Source organism: Psychromonas aquimarina ATCC BAA-1526, from assembly GCF_000428725.1.
Classification (GTDB): domain Bacteria; phylum Pseudomonadota; class Gammaproteobacteria; order Enterobacterales; family Psychromonadaceae; genus Psychromonas; species Psychromonas aquimarina.
This window is the reverse complement of record NZ_AUAM01000025.1, coordinates 20,289-41,153: the sequence shown is the minus strand read 5'-3', so window position 1 is coordinate 41,153 and position 20,865 is coordinate 20,289. Positions and strand designations below refer to the sequence as shown.

Genomic DNA, 20,865 nt, shown 5'->3' with positions numbered 1-20,865 from the left:
GCCTGTTTAACAACAAGCGGCTTTCATCTGCTGCTCGAAATCTTGCTGTAACTGGCGATAAGTTTCGGTATGGCTGTTTTGCTGGAAAAATCCTCTGCGATGCTGTTTTTGGCTGCCGACTGCAGAGCTGTTTTTTCCTGTTCGCTGCTGTTATTCCATAGGCTTATATGTCTGCTTAAATCCGTAAAATTTTCCGGTTCAACTAACCAGCCGCTGCTGCCGGAAGTAATTAACTTATCAAGCGCACCGACCCGAAAAGCCAGCACCGGGATGCCTCTTGCCATTGCTTCTAATGCCGCCATAGGTAAACCTTCATATCGTGAAGGCATTACCAGCAAAGCAATCTGTGACCAGACTGTGCTCATATTCTCCTGCTGGCCATGAATATACAGATTAGCGGGGCTGGATTTTTTTAGTTCAGGCAGCTGCGGGCCGTCACCGTAGAGGTGAAAGTTTAATGCAGGAAATCTGTCTGCCAAAGCCATAAAATAATCAGGACCTTTTTCCTCACTTACCCGTCCAACAAAGGCAATCTGCTTCCCCCTTGAGTCAATCAAACCTGCGGTATTCACAAAGTTATTAAAAACTTCAGCTCTTCCCGGCAGGCGTTTTGCTATCTGCGGACTGACCGCGAAAATATGATCGGCAAAGACCGAGGTAAGTCTATCTAGGAGATCATATAGTGCAAGCCTGCCGCTGCCGATTTCGCCGGCATGATAGGTGCTTATAACCGCAACCTTAGTTAACCAGGCTGACAGTCGGCCGAATATTCCGGCTTTATAACCATGGGTATGTAATAGACAGGGGCGCTCACGCCGCAGTGCTTTGTAAAGTGTAATAAAAGAGCCGTCCAGGGTTCTGCTGCTTATACCCTGTTTGACTAATAAATCCCGTATCGGATGCACGCCGTAGTTTGTCAGGAAAATAACGGCTAACTCCTGATCGTGATTAAACAGACCTTCTGCCAGCTGCAGAACGTGAGACTCTATTCCGCCAGCTTTACTGCTGTCCAGAAGTAACCATATTTTAAGTTTTTTCATTGCAGCCTCATTTTATAAACGGATTTCAACAGCTGCTGTGCAATTTTGGTGCCTGTTCGGTTTTTGATGGTTTTATCAAAGTCAGCGATGCGCCTGCTGTTTCTACCGTTACCGAGGTAAACAGAGGCGCTAAGTGAGTTTAAAAAGCAGCGTTTATTAGAAAGTATGCAACGCACTGCGCATTGCAGATTGCAATTATTATGCGAAAACCTCTGCATATTGAGCGTTTTAATAAAAAGAAAAGCGCCTTCCATACCTTATGCCGATACCTGTCAGATCAGGCTTGGTCTGCTCTGTGAAAGAGAATTAATATTTTTACCTGCTTCAAAGAGTAAGGCCCTTCAATAATCTGTTCTGCTGACTTCTAATAATAATTGTTATTATCTTTTGAATACTGTATGTTTAACATCAAACGTTCGATATTAAATCTTTGGTTCAACTTTAATGATGATTATGAATAAAATAAAATCCCTGATTAATAAAGAGTATTCGCCGACCAGCCTGGTTTTTGCCGCTGCGCTGTATTTTACTTTTGTCCTAAACTTCCCGCTTTTGGAAAAGATACTGTCCATTTTAACTGAGCTGCAGCCGTTTAATATTACCTTTGCTTTATCCATTACGTTTTTTTTACTGGCTGCTCTGAACTTTATTTTCAATTTATTTAACTGGCCGTACATAATAAAACCTTTTCTAGCGGTCTTAATTACACTTTCCAGTGTGTTAAATTATGCCATGTACCACTACGGTGTTATTTTTGATCAAAGCATGATTGAAAATGTTTTTGAAACAGATCCGAGTGAAGCCGGCTCTTATTTTAGTATTGCCTCTTTGGCCTGGGTTCTTGCCCTAGGTATTATTCCGAGTTTTCTGATTCTGAAAGTTAAGCTCAAAACTTATCCGTCATTGTTAAAAGCGCTTTTATCTAAAGTTATCACCTTAGTCAGTTCGTTCGCTGTTATTAGTGCTGTGCTGTTTATTTTCTATAAAGATTTCAGTTCAGTTGGCCGTAATAATATGTATCTGAGAAATATGATTATTCCGACTTATTTTGTTTACAGCTTAGAGAAACACACCCGTCTTACCTATTTCACCGCACCCGTTGAATATGAACAAATAGGTCTGGATGCTAAGCAGGTCGTGCCTGCAACAGATAACGGTAAACCTACTTTATTTGTATTTTTATTAGGGGAAACGGCGCGCTCGGCTAATTACGAATTAAACGGCTACCCGCGTGAAACGAATAAATATACAAAGAAAAATAACGTGCTGTCTTTCCAGGATGTATCTTCATGCGGTACATCGACAGCTGTTTCAGTACCTTGTATGTATTCAGTTATGGATCGTCTGGACTACAGTAAACAGACTGCCGTTAATCAGGATAATTTTATGGATATTATGCAGCGGGCCGGTGTTTCATTGTATTGGAAAGAAAATGACGGCGGGGATAAAGGGGCTGCGTTACGTATTCCGAATATGACTGTAGACCGCAGTCAGGTGAATGAGTTTTGTGACGGTAAAACATGCCATGACATGTCACTGCTTGAAAATTTCGAAAGTGAAGTTGATGCTATGCAGGGCAATAAATTTATCACTCTGCATCTGATCGGTAGCCATGGTCCGACTTACTACAAACGTTATCCGCAGGAATTCCAGACTTTTATGCCTGACTGCCGGAAAAGTGATATTGAAAACTGTACAACAGAGGAGATCGTTAACACTTATGATAATTCCATTCTGTATACGGATTATGTTATCAACGAGATGATTAAAAAACTGCAGGCCTATTCTGAGCAATATAATACCGCTCTGTTTTATGTCTCCGATCATGGTGAATCTTTGGGGGAAAACGGCCTGTATTTACATGGAACGCCCTATAGTTTAGCGCCTGACTACCAGACAAAAGTGCCTATGATGATCTGGTTTTCAGAAGGTTTTAAAGAGGCCAAAGGCATTGACAGTTTATGTTTAGCAGAGCAGGCGCAAACACAAAGTTTCTCTCACGACAATATTTTCCACTCTATGCTGGGCATTATGGGTATCTCTACTGAGGTTTATAATCAGGAGCAGGATATCTTCCATTCCTGCAGGCAGTAGCGCTGTGCAGATAATATCACTATATAAAAGCCGGGGGCAGTACAGACTGCGCCCGGCTCTTGTCTGCGAACACTTATAAACAACAGCCTCTAGCGACTGAATTCGAGCATTAAGTGTTAATAAAAGGCCATGAAAACGGATACTTTGTTTGTTCTTTTAACTAGTCATAAATTAACGTAGGGATAATAGCGGTTAAGGGGTATAATACGCCTCATTTTATTTTCTATTAATCGTTTGAGAGCCAATATGTTAAGTTACTTTATCCCAACCGCCAAAGGTTTAGCCCCTCTACTTGAAGTTGAGTTGAAAGAGATGGGTATTGAAAATACCAAACAAATGAACGGTGGTGTGACTTTCGACGGCACATTGGAAGAGGGCTATAAAGTTTGTTTATGGTCGCGTTTTGCTTCACGTGTTTTGTTAAAGCTGAGTGAATTCAAAGTAACAGATTCGCTGGATCTGTATTTAGGCTGCAGCAATATTCCCTGGGAAGAGCACTTTGATGTTGATAATACTTTCTCGATTGACTTCTCCGGTACCAATGATGAAATTCGCAATACCCAGTTTGGTGCGTTAAAAATTAAAGATGCGATTGTGGACCGCTTCCGCAAGAAATGCGATGACCGTCCAAGTGTTGAAAAACGCGATGCCGATATCCGTTTTAACGGCCGTTTATGGAAAGACAAAGCAACTATCTATTTAGATCTTTCCGGCTCTCCGCTGCATCTGCGTGGTTACCGCACCATTGCCGGTGAAGCGCCGATGCGTGAAACCCTGGCCGCCGGTATTGTTAAACGCAGCGGCTGGAAAGGCGAAGCACTGTTAGATCCTATGTGTGGTTCAGGTACGATAGTGATTGAAGCCGCTATGATGGCGCTGAATATTGCACCGGGTTCGCTGCGTCAGACCTTTGGTTTTGAAAAGTGGAAAAAGCATGATGACGAGTGCTGGAAAACATTAAAAACATCTGCCCAGGTTTATGCTAAACGTGCAGTTAATCAGTGTGAAACACGTTTTTACGCATCTGATTTAAGCAAAGATATGATTGAAATTGCGCGCAGAAATGCACAGCGTGCAGGTGTTGCCGAGTTGATTGAATTTTCTGTTGCCGATGCCAAAAAAGTACTGCCTCCTGAAGAGTTAGAGACCGGCATGGTGGTAACTAACCCTCCTTACGGTGAGCGTTTAGGCGGCTTCAGCGATACCATTACGCTTTATACTGAACTGGGTTTCCATTTCAAAGACGCCTTTGCCGGCTGGAATCTGTCAATATTTGCTATGGATACTGAGCTGCTGAGCTGTTTAGGTATGCGTGCAGGTAAAAGCTTTAAATTCTTTAACGGTCCGATTGAGTGTATACTTAAAAATTACCGTATTTCTCCTAAACGCAGTGCAAAAGTTGAAGAGATCGCGCCGGTTGTTGAAGCGAAAAAGTCACAGCCGCTTAACCCATGGACAATGGGGCGTGATGATGATCCGCTGAAAATGGACGAAGAAACGGAATCGCAGCGCGTATTTAAAGAAGCTAAGCAGATTAAACCGGCTATCTATTCTGAAGCATTTGCCAACCGTTTAACTAAAAATCTGAAGAAGTTAGAGAAGTGGGCAAAGCGCGAAAATGTGGAATGTTACCGCATCTATGATGCCGATCTGCCTGAATATAATGTAGCAATTGACCGTTATGGTGAGTACGTTATTATTCAGGAATACCGCGCGCCGAAAGAGATTGAAGCAGGTAAAGTACGCCGCCGTTTCTTAGATGTTGTTTCTACTGTGCGTTATATGCTGGATCTTTCCGATGACAAGCTGGTGATAAAGGTACGTGAACGTCAGAAAGGGCGTCAGCAGTATGAGAAGCTGGACAGTAAAAAACAGTCATTAGTGGTACATGAAGGTCAGGCTAAATTGTTAGTTAACCTGCAGGATTATCTCGATACAGGACTGTTTTTAGATCACCGTCCAACCCGTTTACGCATCTCGAAAATGGCGCAGGGCAAAGATTTCTTAAACCTGTTCTGTTATACCGCAACTGCCTCTGTGCATGCGGCATTAGGCGGCGCTAAATCAACAACCAGTGTTGATATGTCAAAAACCTATTTAGCCTGGGGTGAAGATAACTTCGCTGAGAACGGTATTAAAGGCAAGCATGAGTTTATCCAGCAGGACTGTATTAAATGGCTGCAGCATGCTCATGAAATGTTTGATCTAATCTTTATCGATCCGCCGACATTCTCAAATTCAAAACGCATGAAAGATGTGTTTGATGTGCAGGATGATCATGTTGATCTGTTAACTTCTGCAACTGAACGTTTGAATGCAGGCGGTGAGATTATTTTCTCCAATAATAAGCGCGGCTTTAAATTAGATATCGATGCGGTTAAAGCATTAGGTTTTTATGTTAAAGATATCAGCCAGTCATCTATCCCTGAAGACTTTAAACGTAACAGCAAAATCCATCAGTGCTGGATTTTAACTAAGCATGATAAGTAATAACGAGAGATAAATAATGGCAGATAAAAACCTGTTGTTATATTTCACTGACGGCTGTCATTTGTGTGATGATGCCGTCAGATTATTACAACAAACAAACACCCCATATTCAAAAGTCGATATCATCCACGATCAGAGATTAGTGGATTTATACGGTTACTCTATTCCTGTTATTGAAGATAAGAACGGCAATACGATTAACTGGCCTTTCAGCCTGCAGGAGCTGAACGATTTTATTCATATTCACACCCAATAAAAAAGAGTATTTACGTGGCATTATTAACTTTACATAACGCAGAGCTCGCCTTTGGTGACAGTGCATTATTAGATAAATCAAACCTGGTTATTGAACCTAACGAACGTGTTTGTTTAGTCGGACGCAACGGCGCGGGAAAATCAACGCTGTTAAAAGTGTTAGACGGCCGTATTCAGCTTGATGACGGCAGCCTGCTGATTAACACCGATGTAAAAGTAGCACGTTTAGAGCAGGATCCGCCTACTGCGAATACTATGAGTGCCTACGATTTTGTCGCGTCGGGTATGGAAAATGCGGGTGAAGTATTAAAAGAGTATCACCATCAGCTGCATGTTATTTCTGAAGACTGCAGCGAAAAAGAATTAAATAAACTGCAGAAACTGCAGGAGAAGATTGATCAGCTGGATGCCTGGCAGTTAGACAGTAAAATCAATCAGATTTTAGACCGTTTAGCGATCGACCCGGATACCATGCTGGATCAGTTGTCGGGCGGCTGGTTACGTAAAGTCGCGCTGGCGAAAGCCTTAGTCAATGATCCGGATCTGCTTCTGCTTGATGAGCCTACCAATCACCTGGATGTCGGTACAATTGAGTGGTTAGAGCAGTTTTTAATGAGCTTCCAGGGTTCGATTGTCTTTATCAGCCATGACCGGGAATTTATCCGCCGTTTATCAACGCGCATTATCGATATTGACCGTGGTAATTTAAGTTCATGGCCGGGCGGTTATGATGATTATCTGGTTGCTAAAGAAGAAGCATTACGTGTTGAAGAAGAGCAGAATGCTGAATTTGATCGTAAGTTAGCGATTGAAGAAAAGTGGATCCGTCAGGGGATTAAGGCACGTCGTACCCGTAATGAAGGTCGTGTTCGTGCATTAAAAGCACTGCGTAATGAACGCTCTGAGCGCCAGAATGTACAGGGCAAAGCAAAAATTAATATTGATGCGGCCAGCCGCTCCGGTAAAATTATTTTTGAAGCTGAAAACGTTGCCTACAGCTACGATGATTTATGTATTGTGCGTAACTTCTCCACCACTATTATGCGTGGAGATAAAATTGCCCTGGTAGGCCGTAACGGCTGCGGTAAGAGTACTGTACTGAAACTGTTCTTAGATCAGCTGCAGCCCGACAGCGGTATTGTAAAATGCGGTACTAAATTAGAAGTTGCTTACTTTGATCAGTACCGCGATACCCTGGATCCTGAGAAATCAGTGATGGATAATCTGGCTGAAGGTAAACAGGAAGTTGAAGTTAACGGTGCTAAACGTCATGTACTGGGTTACCTGCAGGACTTCTTATTCCATCCTGTACGTGCGCGTACGCCGGTAAAAGCTTTATCGGGCGGTGAAAAAAATCGTCTTTTACTTGCTAAAATTTTCTTAAAACCGAACAATTTATTAATTCTCGATGAACCTACCAATGATCTCGATGTCGAAACGTTGGAATTATTAGAGGAGCTGCTGGCTAACTACCAGGGAACACTGCTGCTGGTAAGTCATGACCGTAGTTTTGTTGATAATACCGTAACCCATACCTGGTTCTTTGACGGTAATGGTAACGTGGAGCAGTTTGTCGGCGGTTACAGCGATGCCGTGCGTCACAAAACACAAAGTGAAGCCGCCCGTCAGCCTGTTATTAGTGAGGCTAAAGCTCAAGTTAAAAAAGAAAAAGCACCGCTTAAAGCTGCAGCAAAGAAAAAGCTATCATACAAACTGCAGTTAGAACTTGACGGTTTACCGCGAGTTTTAGAAGAGTTAGAAACAAAGGTAGAGGAGCTTCAGGAAACGATTAATACGCCTGAGTTCTTTACTAAAGATAAAACTGAAGCTGATAAATTCTTAGCAGAGCTTGCTGATACCGAAGCGCAGCTGGAAACCGCATTTATGCGCTGGGAAGAGCTAGAAGAATTACAAAATGGAGAAAACAGTTAAATGAGATTTAAAGTAACCTTAGTAAGTATGGCCGTGCTGTTTGCAACTAACGCTTGGGCGGCTGATCAGGCCGCCTATTATACAGTAGAGAAAATCACTGAAGCACCCGCTGAAGGTGCCAAGTATGGCGCATTTCCATCTGCTCTTTCAGATGATAATGAATTTATCGGCACCTATTCACTAAAAGCCAGCCTTTCCCGCGATATTGATATCGGTCTTCCTCTGACTTTTAACCGTGAATGTCAGTACGATAACGTTTATTGTGAGCTTGATTTTTACGGTTCACAAACAGCCGGTGACTTAAGTTATGAAAACGGCTACAAGGCATGGCGTAATGCTCAGTCTGATGTGTCACTAGATAGAACCAACAGCTACAGTAGTTACTTTATGGGTAATACGCTGTTAAGCGGCAGTAACCAGGCGCAGAATCCTTATCCTGAAACAACGGGGGTTGATACTACCGATGTGAAGGTGACAGACGTGAGTAACCCTCTCGCAGCTGACCGTTTTCTTACCGGTTACTCTTCTGCGCCCTATGACAGCAGCGGTAACCGTGAGTTTGTCCGCCGTGCATTTATCAAATCATCAAGCGGCGGCAGTGTCACTTCTTTAATGCCTGAGTTTTCTGGTACTGACAGTAATTATGCTCACCTGGGCAGCACAGGCGGTTTTACCAGCGCTTATAAACTGAAGGAAGTCACTTATTCGGGCGGCACGAAGAAAACACTGGTTGTTGGTGCCGCCAGTGTTTCTTACCCGAAAAATAACACAGATATTTTTAGGCGCTGTTATGCCAGCGAGGTTGATGAAGATCGTTATAGAAATAATGAATTAGACAACTGTCCCGGTTTTGATACGCAGGCCTTTGCCTGGGATGTAACTTCGTTAGTTGCCGGCGGCTCAGAGACTGAGTTGACTGGATTTAAACTAGCTACAACCTGGCTGCATGGTAATGCAACCAATGAAGATAAAAATGTCGTCTTCGCAGGCAGCGCGCTGGATATCAACAGCGCAGGTCTCGCAGTGGGCGTATCAACGACTGAAGATGAAAGATATAATTATGCCGGGCGTCAGCGCGCAATTATTATGGTGCCTGATGCAGCTGGTGCTTATGGTGCCCCTATTACCTTAACAGCCGCTACTGCTGATATCGGTGATGAGGACGATCAAAAAACAGGTATATACAATACCTGGGCGTCCGCGGTTAATGACAGCAGCATCATAATGGGTAACCGTGAATATAATAATGCCAAAGGCAGCAATAAACCCACTGAACTTTTTGTTTATGACCATACAAGCAGTGCTATTAAGTTTCCGTTCCTAGACAAAAAAGTACTGACTACCAAGCAGCGTTTAGCGGGTGAAAGTAATTATAAGTATGGTGCCAACAGCCGTGGTTTTGATATGAATAATGCTGGTTTAGTGGTTGGTGAAGCTGATGATTACGATCAGGATAAACCAGTTGTAGACGGCTCACCGCGCAGCCAGACCGCATTTTTATATAACAATGCCAGCGGAGAAAGCTGGAGAATTAATGACCTTATCTGTAGTGAAGCAGCCGGTGTTGTTACTTCTCCTTACTACCGCATGAGAAGTGCACGTGTAATCAATGAAAACGGTGTGGTATTAGCAGAAGGTTTTGAGTATCCGAATGCCGCCGATTATAAGAATATGGTTAATGCACAGCAGGTGGCGTTTAAGCTGACACCTACTGCTGGTATGTCTCCAAATGACAGCCCGAACTGCTGGAACTCTGATCTGTTAAAAACGGAAGAAGAGACTTATGACCGTCAGGGCGGAGCAAGCTTCTGGTTATGGTTGTTTGCACTGCCGTTATTATTAGTTCGTCGTTTATCTAAATAAGAGCTTTTTCTGAAAAGATAAAAGGCTTGTTACGGGGGACTGTAACAAGCCTTTTTTGTATGTAATTATTTGCCCTGCGGAGGGTAAGTACTAAGCATTAATTCAACCTGGGTACCGATAAACTCAGCTCGTTTTTCCGGCCCCATTGTCTCACCTAACTGACTCTGAGAAATCGAATGCCATACTACAGAGCGGTTTTCCGGGTTTAAAAATTCGATAACTATTTTACCGTATTTACGCTCGCGGTAGTGGGTAGGCGTACTCATCGCAACAGTGCCTATCCCCCGGCCTCTGCCGCGAGATACTCCAATACCTAGGCTGCTTCCATATGATTCCAGTTCAGTGGCGCTGTCTATGCGATAATCTACCAGCAGATCAGCCTGTTCAGGAACTGTGTGCTTAATCCCTTTTTGAATTAGGAGCTGAGTTACTGCTTTTTCTATGCGTGAACCGTCGATACTGACGGTTTCATCTTCAGTCGGGCTGGCAAATGCAAAACTTTTATACTGAGAAAAGTCATGGCCTAAAATATAGTCAGTAGCAGGTTTTATGGTACAAGCTGAGATTGAGCAAACTAATAAAAGTGCAGTAAAAATACGTAACATTTAATACTCCAATCGTGAAAATAAACGTTATTTAACAACAATAGTTGAGAAACAGGCTGATGCAAAAGAGCTGGAGGACATATTATGCTTTAGTAACGGATGATACTCCATAGAAGCTTATCGCTGACGGTTTAAAAATATCGTACACTGTCTGTCATTAAAGTGTCATATTAGTAGTGCATATTAGCAGCTGCCTTGTTTTAAATGTAAGCAGTTATAATCAATATTGGAGTTCGGCATGAAATTTAATACCTTAGCTGCAGTTACATTAAGCGCAGCTTCACTATTCACTGCTGGTGCTGCCGCTTCCGATGTGCCGTTACCTAGTTACGAAAAAGTGAGAGGTATTTCAGGAAACTTTTCTTCTGTCGGCTCAGATACATTAGCAAATATGATGACGTTCTGGGCTGAGCAGTTTAAACGCAGCTATCCGAATATTAACATTCAGATTCAGGCCGCGGGTTCATCAACTGCTCCTCCGGCGTTAACAGAAGGTACCTCGCAGTTCGGCCCCATGAGCCGTAAAATGAAGTCCAGAGAGATTGAAGCTTTTGAAAAACGCTACGGTTACAAACCTACGCAGGTCCGTGTTGCAATTGATGCATTAGCGGTATTTGTCAACAAAGACAATCCCATTGAAGGGCTGACCATTAAGCAGCTGGATGCAATCTTTTCTGCCACTCAGAAATGCGGTGCATCTAAAAATGTACTCCGCTGGGCTGATGTGGGGTTAGCCGGCAGCTGGTCAGGCAGAGACATGCAGCTGTTCGGACGTAATTCTGTTTCCGGTACCTATGGTTACTTTAAGAAAAAAGCTTTATGTAAAGGGGATTTTAAAAACTCTGTGAATGAGCAGCCGGGGTCGGCATCTGTAGTGCAGTCGGTTGCATCATCTCTTAATTCAATTGGTTACTCGGGTATTGGCTATCAGGTGGCGGGGGTTAAAGCCGTTGCGCTGTCCAAAAAAGGCGGACCTTTTATTGAAGCTTCTATGCAGAATGCGGTGACGGGTAAATACCCTTTATCTCGTTTCTTATACGTTTATGTTAATAAACACCCTAACAAGCCGTTATCTCCGCTGCAGGCTGAATTTTTAAAAATGGTGCTGTCACAACAGGGGCAGGCAATTGTCAAGAAAGACGGTTATATTCCATTGCCGGGCAGTATCGCCGCCAAAGAGTTAGCGAAATTAGGTTTGAATTAATTTATCCAGCACCAGCAATAACAGCGCTAAAAAGCGCTGTTATTTTGTTTAAACTATAATTAACTGTTAATGCTCACTAATTCCAATCTGGTTACGGCCAGAGTCTGTCGCTATGTATAGGCTGAATTATCCGCGGTTTTAATGCTCACTAATTCCAATCTGGTTACGGCCAGAGTCTGCCGCTATGTATAGGCTGAATTATCCGCGCGGTTTTAATGCTCACTAATTCCAATCTGATTACGGCCAGAGTTTTTCGCTATGTATAGGCTGAATTATCCGCGCGGTTTTAATGCTCACTAATTCCAATCTGGTTACGGCCAGAGTCTTTCGCTATGTATAAACCTAAATCGGCTGTTTTAATCCATGTCTGATAATCCGGAATATTGCCGGTGATATGTGCAATGCCGATACTTGCTGTAATTTTTACCTCTTTACCCTGATAGTGAAATTCACATGACTCTATTGACTGACGGATACGCTCTGCAACGTGCTGTGCACTCTGCAGCGTTGTGTCAACCAGAATCAATGCAAACTCTTCGCCGCCGTAGCGTCCGGCAATATCGGTCTCACGCATGTTTTTACGTAAACAGTTCGCAACTTCACGTATCACTTCATCCCCGAACGGGTGTCCGTAGGTATCATTAATCTGCTTAAAGTGATCGATATCCAGCATGATTAATGATGACGGCTGCTGCGTTCGAGTATGGCGCTTATACTCCTGCTGGCAGCACTCCCGCCAGTAACCCTGGTTGTTTAACTGTGTCAGCGTATCGGTATGGCTGAGATGTTCTAACTTTCTATTTGCTTCCTGGAAGGCCTGTCTGTTTAATGCGACATCCGTGACATCGTAAATGATCATGCAGATTTGCGTTACTTTGCCGACAATATCTGTCAACGGCAGGAAGGTAACATTCTGATACATAAATTCAGCACTGCTGGTAATCGGCCGGTAGCTTTTGAATTTAAACAGGTAGGGACGCTGCTCCCAGGTCGTGAAGGCTTTGTTTTTCAGCAGGCAGACGCTGTTAATTTTCTGCTGCAGCCAGTCACTGGGAATATCGCTGAACAGTTCAACTAATTTTCGGTCCACGACATGTTTGGTTAATAATCCGGAGTGGTTTTCCATAAAACCATTCCAGACCTTAACATTCATATCAAGGTCGATAATCACCAGTCCCACATCGATATTTTGAACCATATCAATAAGCCAATGGATATCTTTAAGCTCTATACTAGTACTCATTATTTCAACAGGTATCCTATTTTGTTAGTGAGGGTGTCAATGGAATCTTCGGTAAATAAAAGTAATAAATCACATTTTATATTGTAATTATCAATTCTGTAATTAACTTCAATGGCTAAGGTTTTCTGCCAGTGGTCCTGTCTGTTTTTGATCAGTTCTTCAACCCGGCGGTGCTGTCCGAGTACACTCGGCTGCCCCTGGCTGAAACTGATATCAAGCTGCTCAGCCAGGCCGTTTAAAAATGCGCCGATTAGAATATTCGAAATATCGTTCATTACTTCAATTTCAATATGATCATCGAGTGTTTCGTTATATTTAAGCAGTTTAGCCATATCATTGAAACTAGAGTCATGGAAAATCATAACTGCTTCGCCGCTGATACCCGAGCTGATGAATCCCTGACAGACAGCTGATACATTATCGCTGCTGGCAATTGAAGTTAATGCCATATGCAGTTCACTGGTTTCCAGGGTATTTACATTAGGGATCGGCAGTAAAACAAATACATCAAGCAGACGGGCAAGCAGATCACCCGCTCGACCCATGGCGATATTTGCAACCTCCTGCAGAGCGTCCCGCAGGCCTATATTTTCCGAACTTTCAGCTTCTGCAAGTGAGTGGTGACTGCCGGCTTTATAAATGCCGTATGAGGCGAGTAATGTTGTAAGCACTTCCTGATTGATGGGTTTCTGGATAAAGTCGATGGCCCCCATTTCGCGCACTTTTTTATGCGCTTCCGGCTGAATATCACCAGATATAACAATAACGATTGCCGGGAGATCTTCCTTACAAATTGTTTCGAGCACCTCATAACCATCCATAACCGGCATATTGAGATCTAAAAAGACAATATCACCTTTTCCCTCTCGGATAGCTTCAATGCCTAAGGCTCCGTTTTCGGCAAAGCTGACGGTGATATCCCAGTCTTTGGGCAGGGAGCGGGCAATTGATTTGCGGGCAAGCTTTGAGTCGTCACAAATTAAAACGGGTAATGACATAATGTTCCTAGAATATATCTTTGTTTCGCGTAATGTTTCATCCGTGAAATCATGTAGTGAATATAATAATATTGATAGCGTAAGGATAGGTCATCTGTGGGGTTTAGCGCTATTATTTTTTACTGTAAAGGATAATTATTAGTTATTATTCAATAAAAATGTGAACTCTAGTTCCGCAGTATTTTCATCTGCCGCGATAATGAATATCTATAGTTATTAATAATTTGGAAATAATAATGACCTCATTACATAAGAAATCATTTGTTGTTGCCTTGATTGTCGGCACTGTTTTAAATTTAATTAATCAGTACCCGCTGCTGTTTTCTGATTTATCGGTTAACTGGCTGCAGGTAGGGACAACCTATCTGATTCCCTATTTAGTATCATTTTTCAGCTCCAGAAGTGCCGTTCATAAACACCAGAGTGCAGCAGTAGAACTACAGACCGAGCTGCCGGATAACTGTGAAAAACTGCTCGAAATTACTGACAATACGCGTGCCAAAGTGACAGAAATTGCAGATAATGCCAGTGATGTAAATCACCGCTCTAAAGCTCGGGTTAGTTTTGTTGACCAGACTCTGAATGAGGTTAAATCAATGGCCGATGAATCCCTGTCGGTTGTGGATCTGTCACAGGAATCATTAACGGGAATCGAGATGGTGAACAAAAGCTTTTCACTGCTTGAGGTGCAGCAGGCTCAGTTTATGAATGAATTCAGACAGTCGGGCAGCTGGGCTGAGGATTTATTAGCTGAAACGCAGGCCTTTACTGACGAATTTATGAAAATAGAGGAGATGGCAAAAACCATCACTACAATCTCTTCGCAGACAAATTTATTAGCTTTAAACGCTTCAATTGAAGCTGCGCGTGCAGGAGAGGCTGGACGGGGCTTTGCAGTTGTTGCCGATGAAGTTAAGAATCTGGCTAATAAATCCGGCGAACATGCGGGTGAGATTAATCAGCTTGTCGCTTCATTATCGGAAGCGAGCAGTTGCTTATCTGCTAAGGTAAACAGTTTTTCTGAGCAGATGAGTGAACTGCTGGCTCAGCAGGATAAAACTTCCAGCGAAGTGCTGATGCAGTCGATTGCCGCACTATTTGATAATATTAACCAGATGTCCGCAAGTGCAGGCAGTCAGTTAGGTATGGTTGATGCGATGGTGCCTAAATTTGAACAGATAGCTGAAGATACCAGAGCCGCTGTTGCGGGCTCACAGAGAAATATTGAGTTAAGCACCGCCGTCTTAGTTGAGCTTGCTAAAATGAATAAATAACCTTCTACTGTTTTAAACTTATCTCTTCTCTTCATTGTAATTATCGCCTGTGAATAATTTCTATTATCGAATTGACCAAGCAGCAGTTATACTGCGCTGCGAAAAGGTGCTGATGCCTTAAATTAAAGGAAATGTTTGTGAGAGTTATACTGGCACCTATGGAAGGTGTTGCTGACGCCTTTATGCGTAATCTGCTGACTGATATTGGCGGTTATGATATGTGCGTTAGTGAGTTTATTCGTATTGTTGATCAGTTATTACCGCGAAAAGTATTCCGGCGCATGTGCCCGGAACTGCATAACGGTAGTAAAACAGAAGCAGGTGTGCCGGTAAGAGTACAGCTTTTAGGACAGGATCCTGACTGGATGGCTGAAAATGCCTACCGTGCTGTGTCCATGGGCTCACAGGGGCTAGATTTGAATTTCGGCTGCCCGGCACGCACGGTAAATAAAAATCTTGGCGGTGCTTCATTATTAAAAGAGCCGGAGCTTATCTATCAGATTGTTAAAGAGGTCAGGGGAGCAGTTCCCGATGATCAGATTTTGTCTGCAAAAATTCGCCTCGGCTGGGACTGCAAAAGCCGCTGTGTTGAGATTGCACAGGCAATTCGTGATGCCGGTGCTAAAGAACTGACAGTTCATGCCAGAACCAAAGAAGAGGGCTATAAGCCGCCTGCACACTGGCAGTATATTAAGCTGATTAAAGACTGCATTGATATTCCTGTTATTGCCAATGGCGAAATATGGAGCAGGACTGATTACATAAAGTGTAAAGAGATAAGCGGTTGTGAAGATGTGATGATCGGCCGCGGCGCTGTGGCTGTCCCGAATTTAGCAAGAGTTTTAAAAGGTGAAACTAAAATGCCGTGGCATGAGGTTACACAGCAGCTGCTTAAATATAGTGATTTTGAAACGACGGGCTCAAAAGAAAGATACTACCCGCAGCGGATCAAGCAGTGGCTGCGCTACATTGCGATGCAGTACAGCGAAGGGGAAGATCTGTTTGTTAAAGTCCGTTCTATCAAGTCTACCAGTGACATTATCAAGGTATTAAGTGCTGAGAATGCTTAGTTGTACATATATTTAGCTGTGAGGAACTTCACAGTTTTTCTTTCTTGTATTGATGAGAAAAGAAGAGATCTGCGGGTAAATAAGAAAAGCGCTTAACAATGAATAAGATGCAGTAAAACCACTGTAAAAGCATGGTTTTGTCAAAATATTGTCTTTTGCGTGATGTGCGGCTAAGGTTGTAATGACTTGCAGATAAGCAGTGTGATTACTTGTCTGTAAGCTCTGGTTACTATTTTCAGATGAACTTTCAATGGAGAGGCAAAATGAGCATAGAGCAGATAGAGCTGACATTACACGATGTTTTTGACCATATGGTATTAAATAATCATTTGCGGGAACTTGCCCGTAAAGCATCGAAAAATTATGTTATGAAAAAAGGATTTTCATTAAGCGTCGCAGATCAAGTTGTTGAACATATCTTCCATTAAAGTACTTATTGTGAGTACACACTGTCTATTTATTACCCCCAAATATTCCTCTGTTATTTATGTAAAAATCAATTTATATAGAAAATAGAGGAATATTTCTGATTTTAACCTGCTCAACTGCGAATAGTTGAGACAACTGCTTGCACATAATCATGCAACTATTTACCCTTAGCGCATACAATTTCAATAAGAGTAATGACTGATGACATCAAGCACACTGCAGCTAATAAAAAACAACATTAAAAGTATTCCCGATTACCCGCTTCCAGGCATTATCTTCAGAGATGTCACCAGTTTAATCGAGCATGGTGATGCGTTTGCGGCAACAATTAATCTATTTGTTGAACGCTATAAAGGTAAAAATATTGATAAGGTAGTGGGTACTGAAGCCCGCGGCTTTATTTTCGGTGCGCCGCTGGCGGCTGCAATCGGTGCTGGATTCGTCCCTGTACGTAAACCTGGAAAACTGCCGCGTGATACGATTCAGGAAAGTTATGCACTGGAATACGGAACAGATACCCTGCAGATCCACCATGATGCGATTCAGGAAGGGGATACGGTTATTTTAGTTGATGACTTGTTAGCAACCGGCGGAACGGCTGAAGCTTCAGTGAAATTAATTCAGCGTTCAGGCGGACTCGTTATTGAATCCGCTTTTGTGATTGAGTTACCAGGATTAAAAGGTGCTAAAAAATTAGACGCGCTGGACGTACCGCATTTTTCTTTAGTTGAATTTGAAGGCGAGTAAATTTAGTGAGTTATCAAGTTTTAGCACGAAAATGGCGGCCTCGTAACTTTCAGGAAGTGGTTGGTCAGCAGCATGTATTAACAGCTTTATCAAACGGTCTGGCACAAAACAGGCTGCATCATGCTTATCTGTTCAGCGGTACTCGAGGTGTTGGTAAAACTACAATTGCTCGAATTCTGGCAAAAAGTCTTAATTGTGAGCAGGGGGTTACCGCAACACCTTGCGGGCAGTGTGTAAACTGTCAGGCAATTGACCAGGGACGTTTTGTTGATTTACTGGAAATCGATGCGGCTTCGCGTACAAAAGTCGATGATACGCGCGAACTACTTGATAACGTACAGTATAAACCGGCGCAGGGGCGTTATAAGGTTTATTTAATCGATGAAGTACATATGCTTTCTAAGCATAGTTTTAATGCCCTGTTAAAGACCTTAGAAGAGCCGCCGGAATATGTGAAGTTTCTTTTAGCAACAACGGATCCGCAAAAACTGCCGATTACGGTTTTATCGCGTTGTTTACAATTTCATTTAAAAGCGATTTTACCGCAGGAGATTGAAAACCAGCTGGTGCATATTCTGCAGCACGAACAGGCCTCTTTTGAACATGCCGCCCTGGCGGTGATCGCCAAAGCCGCTGACGGCAGTATGCGTGATGCCTTGAGTCTGACAGATCAGGCTTTAGCATTCGGCTCTGGAAATATTGAGCATCAGTCGGTATTAAAGATGCTCGGCACGATAGATAACAGTCACCTGCATTATCTGCTTCATTTTATCGCCTCGGGTAATGTGCAGAAAGTATTTCAAAAAATAGAAGAATTTGTCCACCTGGGAGCAGACTTTGCCAGCCTTCATCAGGAGCTGGCAAGCTTATGCCATGAAATCGCACTTGAGCAGATGCGCAGTGCGGCCAATGTCAGCGAAAAGACGGCAGTACAGTTATTAGCAGAGCGTTTAAGCCCCGAAGAAGTACAGCTTTATTATCAGATAGCGGTGCAGGGTTATAAAGATTATGAGTTTGCACCGAATGGTAAAATTGCGCTGGAAATGACCGTAATGCGCCTGCTTGCCTTTAAGCCGGCAAATTATATTACTTTGGATGAAAATCAGCTTGAGCTGCCTGCCGCTTCTCCTCAACAGGGAACAGTTAACTCCGCTGCCGTCGAGCAGTTAAACTCAGTGCCGGTCAGTCCGGCTCCGGCAGCACAGGTAATACCTGACCAGATGCCTGTGGAGCCAGCCGCCGTCGAGCAGTTAAAGCCCGAGCCTGTCAGTCCGGCTCCGGTATCGCCGTTAATGCCCAAACAGATGCCCGTGAAGCCCGCCGCCGTCGAGCAGTTAAATCCCGAGCCTGTCAGCCCTGCTCCAGTATCACCCGTGATGCCTGAACAGGCACCTGCAGTTCCGTCTTCTGTAACAGCTCAGCCGCAGTTAGAGCAGAGAGCCGCAGATATTATGCCGCCGTCAGCTGCAGTGCCTGAACAGTCCGATCAATATACGCAGGAAACGCTAAGACCTGCTGCGGAGCCTGTGCAAAGTACGCCGCTTAAAAATATCACGCATTCTCGAAATATGCTGCGAAGCCATAGATTAAAGCGAGAAGAAGTAAAAAAGTTACAGGCGACAACAAGTAAACCGGAAACCGCTGTTAAGCAGGAGTTAAACGCTGCACAGACGTCTCAGCCGCTTGAGCAGAGCCGCCAGCATGTTGTCGCAGAAAAAAAAGCCGCTGTAGAAACGCTGCCGCAAGTTCCGGCTGCCGTGACAGCCGCCCAGCCGGCACAGAGTCAAGACAGCTGGATGAATGATGAGCAGCTGCCGCCGCTTGATGCTTATCAGGATGAGATAAGTGCGGAATCTGGCAGTTTTGAAAGCTCAGCTCCGCCGTTTGCCGCAGATATGCCTGTTGATCTGCAGGAGACTACAGCGATTTCCAGCAGTCCTGTTCATCCCCAGGCTGCTCCAGCAGAGCCTAGTGCTCCTGCTCAGCCGCTAGGCAGCAGCTCTGCCGAAGATTTTTCTGAAACACCGTTTTTTACTGACGAGCAGATAGAATTACCTGAAATTGATGTTGCAAAATATGTTGAAGATAAATTAACCGATCCCTGGTCTCTGGCGATTCAGCAGATGAATCTGTTCGGACTGGTTAAGCTGCTGGCTAAAAACAGTGTTATGAAAAGAGTTGATCAGCAGATAATTTTAACCTTAAAAGCTGATCAGCAGCATCTTCTTAATGACAGTAATCTATGTGAACAGTTACAAGCTCAACTAAAAGCCCATTTTGGTGAACAGGTCAGCATGTATATTGAAGTAGGGGATGTGCCCGGTGAGCTGACTGCATTTGAATCTGAACTGGCAATTTTTCAGCAGTATTTAGATAATGCTAAACGTTCAATAAAAGAAGATGTAAATATACAAACTTTCGTACGCGATTATGGTGCAAAGATCTATGAAAATAGCATCATACCGTTATAATCAGATCACACTCGTAAATAGTAATTTTTAAGATAAAGAGAGACAATATGTTTAATAAAGCTGGAATGGGCGACTTAATGAAAAAAGCCCAAGAGATGCAGGCAAATATGCAGAAAGCACAAGCAGAGATCGCTAATACTGAAGTAGTGGGTGAGTCTGGTGCCGGTCTTGTAAAAATCACCTTATTAGGCAATCACAATGTACGTAAAGTTGAAATTGATGAAAGCTTAATGGAAGACGACAAAGAGATGCTTGAAGATCTTATTGCTGCTGCAATGAACGATGCAGTACGTCGTGTTGAAGAAGTTAACAAGAGTAAAATGAGCGGTTTAACTGGCGGCATGGATCTGCCTCCTGGTTTTAAAATGCCTTTTTAGCAATATTTTCCTTTAAAATCAATTACTTATTTTAATTGAGTTTTCAAGGGGACAAATAGGGGTCAACCCCTGTGAATGTAATGCATGTTGAAGGGGCTGATTAAGCCCCTTTATTGTTTCTGACTTATACCTGCTCATACATTTCTGCCTGCCAGGCTCAACTTAATCAGATAAATCTACGCTTAATAACTCCCAGTAGTGAGTCTTGTACGCTCTACCTTTCATTTTTCAAAAAAATCACTGACTACATACATTGTTTGCATTGTATTCTATGTTCCTAGCGCCAATACGGAACTTTTCCACCTTTCTGCAATAGATAAATCCTATTACAAAATATAACCGTTTGATAAGTAGTGTTAATACATGTAAAGTTTATTTTTATTATGAATATTTGATGGGTATCTTTCTTGTGAAAACACGGAATTATTCCGTCTAAAAGATGTTAAATTGCTCTCAATGAGTGTGGGTTTTACTGAGTTATAAAGTTTAAAAGGATTTACTATGGGAGGAATTTCTATTTGGCAATTAATCATTATTGTGATTATTTTTGCTGTTTTTATATTACCAATATTTATGGCTTTATTTTCCAAAAAAGCATCAGGAAGCAATAAAGTAATGTGGGTTGCGTCTTCAATATTTTTTGCTTGGCTTGGTTACTTTGCTGTCTATTTCTTAGTTATTCGCAAAGCACTAAGCAACAGTCCGTCTCAATAGCAACTTAACAAGAATTTTTAAGCAGACAAATTACAGCGGGCCATCGCTGCGCGATTATA

Annotated in this window: 17 protein-coding genes; 13 read left to right on the top strand and 4 right to left on the bottom strand. The window is 42.9% G+C overall.

What is annotated here, in order from left to right; all coding sequences use genetic code 11:
* Positions 1–23: 23 nt before the first annotated feature.
* Positions 24–1,040, bottom strand: coding sequence for a glycosyltransferase family 4 protein (locus G337_RS0110875; protein WP_028863912.1), 1,017 nt, complete (start codon positions 1,038–1,040; stop codon positions 24–26).
* A 453-nt stretch (positions 1,041–1,493) separates the two neighbouring features.
* Between G337_RS0110875 and G337_RS0110865 the strand changes: the two genes are divergently transcribed.
* The 5 genes from G337_RS0110865 (at position 1,494) to G337_RS0110845 (ending at position 9,674) form a co-directional block, all read left to right on the top strand.
* Positions 1,494–3,134, top strand: a complete 1,641-nt coding sequence (locus G337_RS0110865; RefSeq protein WP_028863910.1) for a phosphoethanolamine transferase — start codon at positions 1,494–1,496, stop codon at positions 3,132–3,134.
* A gap of 246 nt (positions 3,135–3,380) precedes the next feature.
* Entirely contained in the window at positions 3,381–5,624 is a 2,244-nt protein-coding gene (rlmKL, locus tag G337_RS0110860) for a bifunctional 23S rRNA (guanine(2069)-N(7))-methyltransferase RlmK/23S rRNA (guanine(2445)-N(2))-methyltransferase RlmL (RefSeq protein ID WP_028863909.1), read from the top strand.
* Between the two features lie 16 nt (positions 5,625–5,640).
* Positions 5,641–5,880 carry a glutaredoxin family protein gene (locus tag G337_RS0110855; RefSeq protein ID WP_028863908.1) on the top strand — a complete coding sequence of 80 codons (240 nt, stop codon included), beginning with the start codon at positions 5,641–5,643 and terminating at the stop codon, positions 5,878–5,880.
* 14 nt (positions 5,881–5,894) lie between these two features.
* Positions 5,895–7,811: an ATP-binding cassette ATPase Uup gene (gene uup / locus G337_RS0110850; protein WP_028863907.1), complete on the top strand. Its 1,917-nt coding sequence runs from the start codon at positions 5,895–5,897 to the stop codon at positions 7,809–7,811.
* Positions 7,812–9,674, top strand: a complete 1,863-nt coding sequence (locus G337_RS0110845; RefSeq protein WP_028863906.1) for a DUF3466 family protein — start codon at positions 7,812–7,814, stop codon at positions 9,672–9,674.
* Between the two features lie 65 nt (positions 9,675–9,739).
* Here G337_RS0110845 and G337_RS0110840 read toward each other — a convergent pair whose 3' ends face one another.
* On the bottom strand, positions 9,740–10,279 hold the full coding sequence (locus tag G337_RS0110840) for a DUF4136 domain-containing protein (RefSeq protein ID WP_028863905.1): 540 nt from the start codon (positions 10,277–10,279) through the stop codon (positions 9,740–9,742).
* 238 nt (positions 10,280–10,517) lie between these two features.
* Here G337_RS0110840 and G337_RS0110835 point away from each other — a divergent pair, with 238 nt between their 5' ends.
* Positions 10,518–11,483 carry a PstS family phosphate ABC transporter substrate-binding protein gene (locus G337_RS0110835; protein ID WP_028863904.1) on the top strand — a complete coding sequence of 322 codons (966 nt, stop codon included), beginning with the start codon at positions 10,518–10,520 and terminating at the stop codon, positions 11,481–11,483.
* 286 nt (positions 11,484–11,769) lie between these two features.
* Here the strand turns inward: G337_RS0110835 and G337_RS0110830 are convergent, their stop codons facing one another.
* Positions 11,770–12,726 (bottom strand): sensor domain-containing diguanylate cyclase, encoded by a 957-nt coding sequence (locus G337_RS0110830; RefSeq protein WP_028863903.1) that lies wholly within the window; start codon positions 12,724–12,726, stop codon positions 11,770–11,772.
* Entirely contained in the window at positions 12,726–13,724 is a 999-nt protein-coding gene (locus G337_RS0110825) for a response regulator (protein WP_028863902.1), read from the bottom strand. Before G337_RS0110825 ends, G337_RS0110830 begins: the two co-directional genes overlap by 1 nt.
* Before the next feature lie 236 nt (positions 13,725–13,960).
* On the opposite strand from G337_RS0110825, the gene G337_RS0110820 reads away from it, so the two are divergent.
* The 7 genes from G337_RS0110820 to G337_RS0110790 all read left to right on the top strand — a co-directional run bounded on the left by G337_RS0110820 (position 13,961) and on the right by G337_RS0110790 (position 20,806).
* Positions 13,961–14,998: a methyl-accepting chemotaxis protein gene (locus G337_RS0110820; RefSeq protein WP_028863901.1), complete on the top strand. Its 1,038-nt coding sequence runs from the start codon at positions 13,961–13,963 to the stop codon at positions 14,996–14,998.
* Positions 14,999–15,135: 137 nt separating this feature from the next.
* Positions 15,136–16,068 carry a tRNA dihydrouridine(16) synthase DusC gene (gene dusC / locus G337_RS0110815; RefSeq protein WP_028863900.1) on the top strand — a complete coding sequence of 311 codons (933 nt, stop codon included), beginning with the start codon at positions 15,136–15,138 and terminating at the stop codon, positions 16,066–16,068.
* A 263-nt stretch (positions 16,069–16,331) separates the two neighbouring features.
* Complete coding sequence (locus G337_RS28610; protein WP_157619280.1) at positions 16,332–16,496, top strand: hypothetical protein; 165 nt, start codon at positions 16,332–16,334, stop codon at positions 16,494–16,496.
* A gap of 202 nt (positions 16,497–16,698) precedes the next feature.
* Positions 16,699–17,244 carry an adenine phosphoribosyltransferase gene (gene apt, locus G337_RS0110805; protein WP_028863899.1) on the top strand — a complete coding sequence of 182 codons (546 nt, stop codon included), beginning with the start codon at positions 16,699–16,701 and terminating at the stop codon, positions 17,242–17,244.
* Between the two features lie 5 nt (positions 17,245–17,249).
* Positions 17,250–19,715: a DNA polymerase III subunit gamma/tau gene (gene dnaX, locus G337_RS0110800; protein WP_028863898.1), complete on the top strand. Its 2,466-nt coding sequence runs from the start codon at positions 17,250–17,252 to the stop codon at positions 19,713–19,715.
* 47 nt (positions 19,716–19,762) lie between these two features.
* A complete protein-coding gene (locus G337_RS0110795; protein WP_028863897.1) occupies positions 19,763–20,092 on the top strand; it encodes a YbaB/EbfC family nucleoid-associated protein in 330 nt (109 codons plus the stop codon).
* 501 nt (positions 20,093–20,593) lie between these two features.
* Positions 20,594–20,806, top strand: a complete 213-nt coding sequence (locus tag G337_RS0110790) for a hypothetical protein (RefSeq protein ID WP_028863896.1) — start codon at positions 20,594–20,596, stop codon at positions 20,804–20,806.
* Positions 20,807–20,865: the final 59 nt, after the last annotated feature.